Genomic DNA, 12,144 nt, shown 5'->3' on the forward strand with positions numbered 1-12,144 from the left:
GTCAACGGCTGACGGCGAACTCGTCGCTGACCAGCCGCAGCCGCCGGGCCAAGTCGGAGACGAAGATCCGCTCCGGATCGGCGGCATCGCGAACCCGCCGCCACTCGTCGAGCCGCGGGTACATCGCGCGGACCATGTCCGGCGTCGTCCGCGAATCCTTGGCGAAGTAGAGGCGTCCGCCCGCGGCCAGCACGCGCTGATCGAGCTCAGCGCAGAATTCGCCGAGTCCGGTCTTGAGCGGAAAGTCCAGGCTGAGCATGAAGCCGGGGTGCGGCCAGGACAGTGGCGCCTGGTTGCCGGGGCCCATGCGCTTGAACACATTCAGGAACGACCGGTGCCCCGAGTGCGCGATCGCGCGTACCGCGTCGGCGAGCTGCTGCTCGGCCCCGAACGGCATCGAGAACTGGTACTGCATGAAACCGCGGCGACCGTAGGCGCGGTTCCATTCCCCGAGCAGATCCAGTGGGTGATAGAACTGCGTCAGGTTCTGGATCCGGCCGCGCGCTCGCCGCGGATACACCCGATAGGCGGCCTCGGCCGCGATCCGGGAGGTGACATTGTTGACCATGCCGTTCGGAAAGATATCGGGCACGGTAAACAGCTGCGGGGCATCGAATTTCAGTGGATCTCGGCGCAATTTCAGCGGCAGCTGGTCGAGGGTGGCCAGCGAACCGCGGCTGAACGCCGCGCGACCGGCTTTCGCGCCGGTACTGATCGTGTCGGGCACCGACATCGAGTACTCGTAGCCCTCGTCCGAACCGCCGGTCAGCAGTTCCATCGTTTCGTCGAGGTTGTTGGTGCGATCGTTGTCCACCAGGAAATACGCGGTCTCGGTGTGCTTCATCCGCACCCGAGCCCGAACGATGATGCCGGTCAACCCCATTCCGCCGACCGTGGCCCAGAACAGCTGCGCGTCAGCACCTTCCGGCGTGATCGTGCGTACCGATCCGTCCGCGGTCAGCAGCTCCATCGACACCACGTGATTGCCGAAACTGCCGTGCGAATGATGGTTCTTGCCATGGATATCGGAGGCGATCGCCCCGCCGACCGTCACCTGCCGAGTGCCCGGCAACACCGGAACCCACAGACCGGACGGCAGCACCGCCCGCATCAGCGCGTCGAGACTGACACCGGCGTCGACATCGACCACACCGCTGTCCGGATCGATGCTGTGCACGCGGTCGAACACCGTCATATCGACGACGAGTCCGCCGCCGTTCTGCGCCGGATCGCCGTAGCTGCGGCCGAGGCCGCGCGCGATAACCCCGCGCGGCCCCGCCTCCCGAACGCTCTTCGCCACCAGATCGATGTCCGGCGTGCGCAACACCCGCGCGACCGTCGACGCTGTCCGGCTCCAGCCGGTCAGTGGACGCTGATCAATCACCGAGCCCCCATCTCCGAAATTCACCAAGCCACCGTAGACCGACTGTTGCTCACCTCGCCAGAAAGGCCAGCATGTCCTGGCGGAGTTCGGCGTTGGGCTCGCACGCCGCGGCCGCCGTGATCCAATCGCGCGTCGCGGCCGGGCGCGAGTGCTCCGGCCACGAGTCCAGGACGTCGAGGGCGATCCTGCGGCATCCGGTGACCCGGTTGGCAAGGGCGACCGGCAGCAACCGCACACCGACACCGGGGTACTCGCGCACATTCGCCACAACGGTCCGCAGCACCATATCCGGCTGGAAACCCCTTCCGAGACCTAGCGATTCGGACGGGCCCGACGCCAACTCCGCGAGCGGAAGGAGTTCCTCGGCGAGATCGACGACCTGCTCGACGGAGACCTCATCGGCATGCCGCATCGCCCACTGCCAGATGTAGGCGTTGCCGTTGTCGATGCGCAAGCGCGCGAGGGCATGGGGCAGCGCGTCCACACCGAGTCGTCCCGCACAGGACAGCGCCACCGCGAACGCGACGGACCGCGGCCCGTCGGTGTCGGCGACTTCGCCGCGGGACACGAGTTCGCGCAGCACCACATCGTGCCACCGCGGCTGCGCGATCAAGGCCGCATACCGGGCGCGAAGCCGCGCGGGCTCACCGTCGGGCCAGTCGACATCGTCGTCGAAGACCAACCTTTCGAGGGTGATCGCCGCGTCCAGTAGATCGAGCGTCGGTTCGGCCAGCACGACGAGTTCGGCGAAGCGGTGCATGGCGGGTATCGCGTCTTCGTAGTCGTGCATGTCTTCCGCGGGGCCGCCGTTCGCGAGGGCTTTCAGGATGCCCGCCGCGCCGGCGAGCAGGGTGTCGTCGACATCGGGTTCCAGTAGTGCTTCGTAGAGACCGCCGGTGGTGGCGGCGAGGTGGGCCAGGTACTCGTTCATCACGCCGTTGCGAAAACCGCTGCGCAGCAACCACGCTTTGATGTCCGGGTCGGGGCAGCATTTCAGGCGTTCGACCGCGTGAATGCGTCCCCAGCCGTCGAGGCGCTGCGCGAGCACGAAAACCGCACGCTGCCCGTCGGGTTGAGTGTTCATCAGCGCGACGACGGCGAAGAGCGCGAATTCGTCGAGTGTTCCAAGCAGTTGCAGCAGTTCGCGGTCCCGTTCGTCGCCGCTCATGCCGAGCAGCACGATGCCGAGTTTGGCGACCTCGCGCCGGGTGGCCCGCTCCGCGATGAATCTTGCTGCCGTACGCAGCTTTTCGCGCGGCACCGGGCGGGATCGCAATTCGCCGACCAGATCGTCGGCGACTCGAACGGCTTGCACCCCGGCGAAGACCTCGAGCAAGTACGCCGGATCGTCCAGGTGCCGCAGGATTCGATCGGCCAGTTCGGCGACCGGCTGGGATCCCGGACCGAAGTGGTGGGTGCTGACGCCGTCGTAGACGACGCTTGGCAGGATGAATTCGCCTGTCTTGCGGGGTTCTTCGTCCGGAAGCGGATACCCGTCGTGCGGCCAGGGGCCTGGACCGTGCAGAGCGGCGAGAGAGAGTGCGTGGGCCACGAAGGTGGCCTCGCGGGGGCTCAACAGCCCGGGCGCAGGACGCCCTTTCCGTCAGTGATCATGGCTACGAGGATGGCAGCTCGTTCGCCAGGATGCAACCGCACGATTTCAATAATTCACCAGATAATGCTTTCAATTATCCCCACTTCTACTGGGGAGATCCCCAGCATGTCTTTCATGTCACTATTCAAACAGTTGTTCAGAAATGACGGCGTGCCCCGCAGCCGTCGACTGGGACATCCTCTCGCGCAACAGTTCTCGGTTTTCGTTCGGCTATACCCTGCGGCGACCGCTCGCGGCGAGCAATGGGAAAGTCCCCAGCGCCAGCGGTAATGGGCTCGTCTGACTGTTCAGCGCCCCACCCCTGCACATTCTGTCCGAAGTGAGACCCGCATGAACCGCAAACGTCTTTTACCCATAGTCACCGCATGCTTAGTCCTGTCGCTTGGCCCCGGCTCCGTAGCGGTAGCGGCCCCGGCCGCCGATCCCGTAGCGGCGCCCTTCTGTTATGAGGAACCTTCCACCCCGACGGCCGATATCAGCGACCTCAAAGCACGCTTCAACCGCTCGAACTGGATGCCGACCCTGCAGGCCATGTATCAGCGGCGCTGGCCGAGCGGGCAGAAATTGGCGATCGCCCAGGCCAAGGATCAGTACTGGAATCAGTTCGTGGACACGAGCAGTTTCGAGGCATTCGCCGAGTCGATGATGGTGGCGATCCACGAGGAAACGCACATGTGGGACCTCGATGGGTCGCGCACCGAGTGGGACAAGTACACCGCGTCGTGGATCAACGCCACCCAGCAGATGACGAACATCCCGCTGTACGACGGTTTTCCGCGCAAGGAAATCCTGCCGTTGATCAAGGACAAGCTCAGCGACGACATGGACGGCATCTACCTGCGCGATCGGGAGCAGGGTGACTATCACCTGCAAGGCGTGACAGCGGAATTGAACGCCGGCCTAATGGGCCTGCCCGCGGTCACCGTAGTGCAGGAGTACATCAAGGGCATCGGCGCGAGCAATGCCAGGGATATCGCCGCGACCAATCTGCGGTACCTGCTGCTCTATTTGCGCGTGGCCAAGGACAAGCACCCCGACTACTGGGCCAAGATCAAGAACGAGCCCAAGCTGCGCGACCTGGTGCTGACCCAATTCCTGCGTACCGCTTACTGGTTGGAGAAGTCCGCGCCGTACTCCGGCAAGCTCGGCGGCCCGAATGCCGACAAGATCACCGAGAAGAACTACGCACCGGAGAACATCTCCATTGTCCAGGAGTTCACCGGACGCAAGGTTCGCACCGATGCCCAAAAGAACTGCACTGCTTGATATTCGGTAGCCGAGCGGGATTGCCGTCCGCCGGCGGCGATCCCGCTCAGAGCTGTTTGACGACCGCGCCCTTTTCGTCGAGGATCGCGATAGAGGGCGTGCCGTCCATCGCGACGCGCAACTGAATTCGCGGGCGCCCCTGCGGATCACACAGCGTCAGGCCGGTTCCGTTCTCGGTGTCGGCGAACAGTTGCACGCCAAGTGGATGTTTCGCTTCGTCGATCGGCGTCGCCGGATCTCCGATATGCGTCATGGTCAGCGCGGCACCGCCCACTTTGTCCTGCCAGCTGGTCTGCAAATGAATGGCGTCGCCATTGGGATAGTCCAGCGAGACAAGTGCGCCGTCGCTGCCCGCGACGATGCCGCCCTTCTCGTCACCGTTCTCATCGTTGAAGATCAGGGACGTGACGTCGTCCGGGCCGCCCCGCGTCTGCGCGGGATAGGTCTTGCCGCCGAGAATGATCGGTGGTTTCCGCGTCGCCAGCAGGAACCGCTGCTTACCGCGCCGATCGACCACCGTGAACGAACCCGCAACGGTCGACGTGTCCGCATCCGCCTCGGTGACTCGTCCGGCAGCCACCCCGACCCCGACACCAGCCACGGCCGCCGCGGTACCGGCTATCACCGCACGCCGGTTGGTCATGCCGTTGTTTGCTTCGTCTCCCACCACCTCGACGATCATATTGGTGGACCGCCTATTTCGCCCGGATACGACGTCTTCGGCCACGACCGCCGCCGTGCGCCCGGCCAACTCGTCGCCGGCAGCGGCCGCATGCTGGATATGATCTTCGGCACGGGCCGACCACGCTGACCGAGATCGAGATTGCCGCTATGCCTGCACACCCCGACCTGGCCGATGTGGTCGAGGCCCTGCACTCGGACCTGGCCGAATGGATGGGCTCGAACGCGCCACCCAAGGTGTTCGACCGGTTCGCCAACGCGCTGCACGATGAGTTCTCCTCGGTCACCACGGTCGGGCAGATCATCGACCGCGACACGCTGCTGGCCGGTGTGTGGTCGGCCCGAAACGCGCAGCCTGGATTTACCATCGAGATCGCCGACATCGAGGAAATCGCGCAGAGCGGCAGCCTGCTCACCGTGCGCTTCACCGCCGAGAATCAACAGGGCGACACCCGAAGCCGTCGCCTGGTCACCGCGATCCTGCTCAACACCGACCACGGATACCTATGGCGCTGGCTACACGAAACAACCGCTCCCCCAGCAGAATAGCCACCGGAGGCGAACATGACGGCTGAGGACGAAAAGCAAGCAGCACACCACGCATTGGTGGACCGCGTTCTGCACGGAAAGGGCACGGCGACCGTTGACCAGCGCGCGAGTGCCTTCCGCAACGTGGACGTTCCCGCACCGCTGCGGGGGCTGATCGACAAGGTCGTCACGCGGCCGACGCAGCTCACCGACGCGGATTTCGCGGCGGCCGAGGCAGCGGGTTTCAGCGAGGACCAGCTGTTCGAGTTGGTGGTGTCTGCTGCGGTCGGCCAGTCCGCCCGGCTGTACGACACGGGGCTGGCGGCCTTGGCCGAAGCGGTCGGAGAGGTCAGCTGATGCGTCTCGACATCCTGAACAACGGGTACCGACCCGGGACCAAAGTGCTGTTCACGCTCATCCGGGTGTTCTCCGGGCATCCGCTACCGGACGCGGCGAAGTTGGTCTTCTATCGGCCCGACTTCTACGGTTCGTTTGCGAAGAAGTTCACCCACGAGGCGATGCGGGGACCGTCGGACTGGTCGGTGGGCGACCGAGAGTTGATGGCAGCCTTCGTGTCCCAGGTCAACGAGTGTGCGTTCTGCGTCGGCGCACACACCGCGACCGCGGGCCAGGCCTACCGGGACGAGACGAAGGTCCAAGCGGTACTGGCCGATGTGGACTCGGCTCCCATCGAGGAGGGCCTGCGGGCAACACTGCGGATGCTCGCCAAGCTGACCAAGAGCGGAACCGTGGACGCCGGGGACATGCGAGAGGTGCTGTCCACGGGCGTCACACCCCAGCAGATCAAAGACGCCTTGGCGGTCTGCGCGGCATTCAACACAACCGACCACCTCGCCGATGCCTTCGACTTCGAATTCCTCAGCCCCGCAGGCTTCGCGGCAGGTGCCAAGTTCCTGCTCAAACGCGGCTACCGGTAGGGATGAGCTCATGAGGACAGCCCCTGCATGCTGGTGATCTGTTGTTCGAGTTCGTGATTGCGTCGACGCAGCCGTTCGATCTCGTCGGTGAGCGGTGCGCGGGCCAGGCGCAATGATTCGGCCATGCGTTCGCTGCTGTATTTGACCGGAATGTTTTTGAGGCAGTTGCGATCCAGGGCTTCGACGTGGATGTGCAACGCTCGGTCGCAGCGGGTACGTACGATGCCCTCCGGCGTGTGGAGCAAGCGGTCGATGAGTTCGGGATCGTCGGAGCGCTCGATGATTTCGGCGCGGCCGAACACTTTCACGCGCGTGCGGGTGGGGTAGTCGACGAAAAACAAGGCGACACGGTCGTCACGGTCGAGGTTGCCCAGGGTGACGAACTGCTGGTTTCCGGAGTAGTCGCCGAGCGCGATCGTCGACGGGTTCAGCACGTGCACGAAACCCGCGGGGCCGCCGCGATGCTGGAGGTAGGGCCAGCCCGAGGGGGTCACGGTGGCGATGAAGAACGAGTCGGTCGAGCGGATGAGCGCCGCGGTCGGCCCATCGAGTTCTTCTGGCACGCCCAGGTTTTCGCCGTCGGCCCGTTGGTGCCCGTACCAGTTGATGCTTCCGGTCGCGCGCTGGCGGGCGGCGCTTGCGTCGGAGAACGCGATCGCACCGTAGCGGGTGGTCCTATTCACCGGCGGTCCGATGCGAGGTCTTGGTCAGGCCGGAATGCGATGGTGTGCAGCGGCGTTCGGCGATCCGCGCACCGAGTCGGGCGATGACGACGGCGGCGGGTTCGGTGCCCGCGTGGCGGTATCCGGTTCCGGCCCAGAGGTTCAACGTATCCGGATCGGCTGCGGCGGCCTTGCGTAACGCCGTAGTGAGGGTGTTGACGTACGGATAGGCCGCGGGCGCGGCGGCGGAGAACTCGTCGACGAACGAATTGCGCAGCGCGCGGGCCGGGCGGCCGGAAAACGCACGGGTGAGCACGGTTTCGCTGAACCGAGGGTCCGCCAGGGCAGCTTTGTGCGCGGGTTTGGTCCCGGCCTCCGGCGTGCGCAGCAACAACGTACCCACCTGCACGGCGTCCGCCCCGAGGGCCAGCAGCGCGCCCGCACGGTCGGCGGTGGCGATGCCGCCGCTGGCGATCAACGGCAGCTCGGTCACCGCGCGCACCTGTTCCAGCAGTTGATCCAGCGGCGTCTCGCTCGGAGTGTCGGCGATGTGGAAGGTGCCACGATGCCCACCGGCCTCGGGTCCCTGCACACACAGCGCGTCGGTACGCTGCCGCAGCTCGGCGATTTCGCGGCCGACCTTCGCCGCGGTGGCGTAGCCGGTGGCCAGGAACCCGAATCCGCCGGCGGCGCCCACCGCGGCCACCAGTTCCGGGGTCGACGGCCCACCAGCCATCGGGGCGCCGACCACGGGGACGGTCAAGGATCGGAAATCGAACATCGCTGCTCACTTCCTGAGGTGAAGCGGAGGGGACCCCACTCACGCTACGAGCCGCAGAATCGGCCGTAAAATGCTCACTCAGCATGCGGTATACGCTGAAACTATGGACATGCAGTTGCGTCACCTCACCGCGTTCGTCACGTTGTGCGAGGAGGGCACCTATACGCGCGCCGCGGCCCGCCTGCATATCGCTCAACCGTCGCTGACCCGCGCGATTCAAGACCTGGAGCGGATCCTCGAATGCGATCTGGTCACGCGCCCGTCGCGTGGGCTCGAACTCACCGCCAACGGTGAGCTGTTCTTGGCACGAAGCCGCAACATCCTGACCGAGGTGAACGAGCTGCAAGCGGAGATGCGCACGCGCAGCGAGGTCCGCGTTGGCTTCGCGTGGCTGCTGCCCAGTGACTGGTTCGCCGCCACCCGCGCGCGCTACGACACACTCGGCGGCCAGATCACCTTGCACCGCAACGACAATCCCGCCGCGGCGCTGCATCAGGGCACCATCGATATCGCCATCGCCCGCAACGCCACGCAGCCCACCGCCGCCATCACCTGGCGTCGAATCGGCACCGAGCAGCGGGTACTCGCGGTGTCCGCGCGCTCGGAGTTGGCGCACGCGGACGGGCTGCGCTGGGCCGACCTCGCCCATCACCCCTTGGTCGTCAACACCCAGTCGGGCACCACCACGCCGGACTGCTGGCCCGACCCCGACCCCACCCGGGAGATCGTCACCTGCGGCAACTTCGACGAATGGATCGAACTCGTCGCCGCCGACCGCGGCATCGGCGCGGTGCCCGACATCGCCACCCACCGTGCACCGCACCCCGATGTGGTCTACCGCGAACTGCCCGATATCCCCGCTTCCACGCTCTATCTCGGCTGGCGGCGCACGCCGCCACCACCACGTTCGGTCCGGCGTTTCCTCGATGCCGCGCTGGCCGAGGCCCGCCCTTGAGCCGGGCTACAGAGTGCCCGATGCCTGCTCGGCAATTCGCTGGGTCGCACGGACTCTCGACTGTTCGACGCGACTGCGTTCGTCACCCATGCCGACGAGCAGGTCGGCGGTGGCGGGGCCGAGGATGTTGGTGACGGCCTGCCCCTCGCCGCCGAGGTAGCCGGTGATTTCGAGGAGCACCATGCCGTGCATCAAACTCCAAATCCGCCCCGCGACATCGGCGACCGGATCCGCGCGGATGCGGCCCGCCTCGACCATCCGCTCGACGACGTGCAACATCTGATCGAAAGATGCGGTGCTGGAGGCGAATTCGGCGGGTGCGGTCGGAGTGCTCAGGTTTCGTGCCGCCGGGCGCGTGGTCTGCGGCGAGACCAGGCCGAACATCAGCCGGTAGCGCTGCGGATTGGCAAGGGCGTAGCTGTAATACGCAGCGCCGGCGACGAAGAAGTCGGCGACCGGATCGTCGGTGTCGGGCACGGCCAGTACGGCACCGAAGCGGGCGAACGCCTCGGCCGCGACCGCCTCCAGCAGTTCGTTCATGCCACCGAAATGCGTGTACACCGCCATCGTCGACACCCCGATTTCCGCGGCGACCGTGCGTGCCCGCAACCCTTCCGGCCCCACCTCCTCCAGTAGCTGGATGCCTGCCTCGATCAGCTGCGCGCGCCTGTTCGGCGCGGGCTGGTCCGATTCCGCGTTCACTCTTGCCCCTGCTCCATAACGGCGTTATTCTACGGGCATAACACTGTTATGAATCTGGGGTGACATGCGCAACCGATGGTCGACGCCGGCCCAGCCTCAGCACGGACGAGGTCAGGACGTGGATCCCGCGGCGGTGCTTTCGCCGGAGGCGCTGCTGGCCGCGATCTCCGGCCACCTCGACTCGACGGCACCGCTGGTCGCCTGGGCGCGAGCACTCGGCAACCTGCACGCGACTCTGATACCGGACCCGCGGCGGGGCCCGAACGACTTCGACGCGGCTGTCGTGCGCGCCCAAATCGCGCGCATCGTCGCCGCGATCGACGCGTGGGCGTCATCGCATGTGCCACGAAACCCTAACGCACGCAACAATACCCACTCCCTGGGTGAAGTCCTCAGCCAGGTCGCCCGCACCTACGCCCATGCCAGGTGGACGGTCCTGCACCCCGCCGACCAACACGTACAGCACGCGGCCTGGATGCACCTCGGCGAGGTCCGGGAAGGCTACGCCCGGCTGGTCGCGGACCTCAGCCCCGACGATCAGCCGGCCAGCGCCTGACGCGCAGCCCCGGCGAGCGGCGATCGGCCCGGGCGGCTCAGCTACCACTTGATGCTATCGAGTGTTAAAACATACCTGTTGTTAAAGGCTAACGGTTAGTGTTATGTTCGATCGCATGAAGAGAGTGAGCTTTGCCGAGTTCGGCGGCCCGGACGTGCTGCAACTTCTAGACGCCGAGGAGCCGCACGCGGGCCCCGGTCAGATACGCGTCGCCGTGCGGGCGGCGGGCGTGAACCCGGTCGACTGGCGGGTACGGGAAGGCCAGATCCTGCAGGCCCACCCGATCGAGTTGCCCGCGGGAGTGGGGATCGATGCCGCCGGGGTGGTCGATGAAGTCGGCGCTGGCGTCGACGGGATCTCCGTCGGCGACAACGTGTTCGGCGAAGGCTCGAGCACCTATGCCGAGTTCGCCGTGCTGTCGGCCTGGGCCAGGATGCCCGAGGGGCTGACGTTCGAAGAGGCGGCCGGGTATCCGTCCGTGGTGGAGACCGCGCTGCGCGTGCTCCGCGAGGTCGGCGTCCAGCCCGGGCAGACGCTGCTGGTCAGCGGCGCCTCCGGCGGAGTCGGATCGGCGGTGTTGCAGATCGCCCGTGACCGCGGCATCGCGGTGATCGGCACGGCAGGGGCCGCGAACCAGGACTATCTGCGCAGCCTGGGAGCCGTCGCCACCACGTACGGCGCGGGCTGGGTCGAGCGGGTGCGCCAGCTCGGGCCCGTCGACGCGGCGCTCGATCTGGCAGGCTCGGGCGTGATCCGCGAACTCGTCGAGCTCACCGGGGATCCGGCGAAGGTGCTCTCCATCGCCGATCTCGATGCGCCGGATCTCGGGGTCCGGTTCTCCGGAGTGGCCGGCAGCGTGCCGGACGCGCTCGCCGAGGCCGCCGACCTCATCGCACGGGGCAGGCTGCACATCCCGGTCGAGAAGTCGTACCCGCTCGCCGAGGCCGCGGCGGCGCACATCGACAGCCATACCGGTCACACGCGCGGGCGTCGCGTCATGGTGATCTGAGCGTTTCCCGCACGCGCCCTGGCAAGCCGACTGCCGCGGCGGCGGTGGGCTCCGCGCGGCGCAAACCAGGCCCGTGACAGTGCGGGCGCGGAGTTCGCCGTCACCCGGGCCCATCCGCCGCCGACCGCGACCCTGCATGATGGGCGGATGCTTCCCACCGACCACCTGGCCCAGGCAGACCGTCGTCCAGCCGTGATCGATACGCCGCTCGGCACGCTCGGGTTCTCCGTCGCGCTGGGCTCGGACGCGCTACCCGCCAAGCCGGATACCTTGTGGCGCTTGCCGAATGGGACGTATCTGCACCGGTGGCGGCATCGCACCGCGACGGTCGACCTGCTGATCGGCAGCGTCGACGAACCGGCCTGGGACGGTGGCGCGCCGGTCCCGATCTGGGCAGGCATCTGGCAGGTGCGGGCGCGCGGCAAAGTGCCGGGGCTGGTCGTCTCGGCCGAACTGACCGACCTGCCCGCCGACGCGTACGGCGGGCAGGACTCGGGCGAATGCCTCGCGGCCGTGAGCGTGCAGAACGAGCACTTCATGGTGTCCATCGGCGGGCCGGATGCCGAACTACTCGCCATGCAGGCCGCGGACGGCAGGCTGATGCCGACCAGCTGGGCGCGACCACTGCGAGCCGCCACCGAATACGGTGTGCGCTACACGGATCCGGGCCGGATCGCCTGGCAGCTACCCGGCCTGGCCACCACGGAAGTCGCTCGCCTCTGCATCGCCACCGCCTGGTGCCCCCGCGACGACGACCGCCCCGCGGCCTGGTTCGCCGTCGACATTCCCCTCGACACCGCCTACCACCACCTCATCACCGACCCCGCCTGACCGGCAACGCGTCGCTGACTATCTTCGGAAGCCGGTGCGGGGATGAACTCTTTGGGGATCGCCGCCTTGTGGCGTCGACCGTGCGGCCCTAACCTGACTGGCACTCGGTAGTCTCTGCCAATCGGAAGGAAATCGGATGAAGAGGTCGCGGTCGGCGATTGCCAGTGCTCCGGTGGCTGTTGCCATAGCGTTGACCGCGATGACTGTCGTTGGGGTGCCTGCGACAGCGGCGCCCG

General features: G+C 66.7%; 14 protein-coding genes. 8 read left to right on the forward strand and 6 right to left on the reverse strand.

Annotated features, from left to right (window positions below; genetic code table 11):
- Position 1 precedes the first annotated feature (1 nt).
- Positions 2 to 1,408, reverse strand: a complete 1,407-nt coding sequence (locus tag ACIA8C_RS33855; RefSeq protein WP_397141817.1) for an FAD-binding protein — start codon at positions 1,406 to 1,408, stop codon at positions 2 to 4.
- A gap of 25 nt (positions 1,409 to 1,433) precedes the next feature.
- The gene (locus tag ACIA8C_RS33860) at positions 1,434 to 2,936 is read right to left on the reverse strand and encodes a hypothetical protein (RefSeq protein ID WP_397141819.1); all 1,503 of its coding nucleotides are present in this window, start codon (positions 2,934 to 2,936) and stop codon (positions 1,434 to 1,436) included.
- 393 nt (positions 2,937 to 3,329) lie between these two features.
- Between ACIA8C_RS33860 and ACIA8C_RS33865 the strand changes: the two genes are divergently transcribed.
- Positions 3,330 to 4,265: a hypothetical protein gene (locus tag ACIA8C_RS33865; protein WP_397141821.1), complete on the forward strand. Its 936-nt coding sequence runs from the start codon at positions 3,330 to 3,332 to the stop codon at positions 4,263 to 4,265.
- Positions 4,266 to 4,311: 46 nt separating this feature from the next.
- Here the strand turns inward: ACIA8C_RS33865 and ACIA8C_RS33870 are convergent, their stop codons facing one another.
- Positions 4,312 to 4,947: a hypothetical protein gene (locus ACIA8C_RS33870; protein WP_397141823.1), complete on the reverse strand. Its 636-nt coding sequence runs from the start codon at positions 4,945 to 4,947 to the stop codon at positions 4,312 to 4,314.
- A gap of 149 nt (positions 4,948 to 5,096) precedes the next feature.
- Between ACIA8C_RS33870 and ACIA8C_RS33875 the strand changes: the two genes are divergently transcribed.
- Genes ACIA8C_RS33875 through ACIA8C_RS33885 form a run of 3 tightly spaced genes read left to right on the forward strand, consistent with a single transcriptional unit; the run spans position 5,097 to position 6,412 of the window.
- Positions 5,097 to 5,495 (forward strand): DUF4440 domain-containing protein, encoded by a 399-nt coding sequence (locus tag ACIA8C_RS33875; protein ID WP_397141825.1) that lies wholly within the window; start codon positions 5,097 to 5,099, stop codon positions 5,493 to 5,495.
- 15 nt (positions 5,496 to 5,510) lie between these two features.
- Positions 5,511 to 5,831, forward strand: a complete 321-nt coding sequence (locus tag ACIA8C_RS33880) for a hypothetical protein (protein ID WP_397141827.1) — start codon at positions 5,511 to 5,513, stop codon at positions 5,829 to 5,831.
- Positions 5,831 to 6,412 (forward strand): carboxymuconolactone decarboxylase family protein, encoded by a 582-nt coding sequence (locus tag ACIA8C_RS33885; RefSeq protein WP_397141829.1) that lies wholly within the window; start codon positions 5,831 to 5,833, stop codon positions 6,410 to 6,412. Before ACIA8C_RS33880 ends, ACIA8C_RS33885 begins: the two co-directional genes overlap by 1 nt.
- Before the next feature lie 8 nt (positions 6,413 to 6,420).
- Here ACIA8C_RS33885 and ACIA8C_RS33890 read toward each other — a convergent pair whose 3' ends face one another.
- Together ACIA8C_RS33890 and ACIA8C_RS33895 are read right to left on the reverse strand one after the other, a co-directional pair.
- Positions 6,421 to 7,095: a pyridoxamine 5'-phosphate oxidase family protein gene (locus ACIA8C_RS33890; RefSeq protein WP_397141831.1), complete on the reverse strand. Its 675-nt coding sequence runs from the start codon at positions 7,093 to 7,095 to the stop codon at positions 6,421 to 6,423.
- Entirely contained in the window at positions 7,088 to 7,855 is a 768-nt protein-coding gene (locus tag ACIA8C_RS33895; RefSeq protein WP_397141833.1) for an NAD(P)H-dependent flavin oxidoreductase, read from the reverse strand. Before ACIA8C_RS33895 ends, ACIA8C_RS33890 begins: the two co-directional genes overlap by 8 nt.
- Before the next feature lie 103 nt (positions 7,856 to 7,958).
- Here ACIA8C_RS33895 and ACIA8C_RS33900 point away from each other — a divergent pair, with 103 nt between their 5' ends.
- Positions 7,959 to 8,810: a LysR family transcriptional regulator gene (locus ACIA8C_RS33900; protein ID WP_397141835.1), complete on the forward strand. Its 852-nt coding sequence runs from the start codon at positions 7,959 to 7,961 to the stop codon at positions 8,808 to 8,810.
- A 6-nt stretch (positions 8,811 to 8,816) separates the two neighbouring features.
- Here the strand turns inward: ACIA8C_RS33900 and ACIA8C_RS33905 are convergent, their stop codons facing one another.
- A complete protein-coding gene (locus ACIA8C_RS33905; RefSeq protein WP_397141837.1) occupies positions 8,817 to 9,512 on the reverse strand; it encodes a TetR/AcrR family transcriptional regulator in 696 nt (231 codons plus the stop codon).
- 118 nt (positions 9,513 to 9,630) lie between these two features.
- Between ACIA8C_RS33905 and ACIA8C_RS33910 the strand changes: the two genes are divergently transcribed.
- The 3 genes from ACIA8C_RS33910 to ACIA8C_RS33920 all read left to right on the forward strand — a co-directional run bounded on the left by ACIA8C_RS33910 (position 9,631) and on the right by ACIA8C_RS33920 (position 11,908).
- A complete protein-coding gene (locus ACIA8C_RS33910; protein WP_397141839.1) occupies positions 9,631 to 10,068 on the forward strand; it encodes a hypothetical protein in 438 nt (145 codons plus the stop codon).
- Positions 10,069 to 10,183: 115 nt separating this feature from the next.
- Positions 10,184 to 11,077: an NADP-dependent oxidoreductase gene (locus ACIA8C_RS33915; RefSeq protein ID WP_397141841.1), complete on the forward strand. Its 894-nt coding sequence runs from the start codon at positions 10,184 to 10,186 to the stop codon at positions 11,075 to 11,077.
- A 147-nt stretch (positions 11,078 to 11,224) separates the two neighbouring features.
- A complete protein-coding gene (locus tag ACIA8C_RS33920) occupies positions 11,225 to 11,908 on the forward strand; it encodes a hypothetical protein (RefSeq protein WP_397141843.1) in 684 nt (227 codons plus the stop codon).
- Positions 11,909 to 12,144: the final 236 nt, after the last annotated feature.

Source organism: Nocardia sp. NPDC051321 (assembly GCF_044455225.1).
GTDB lineage: Bacteria > Actinomycetota > Actinomycetes > Mycobacteriales > Mycobacteriaceae > Nocardia.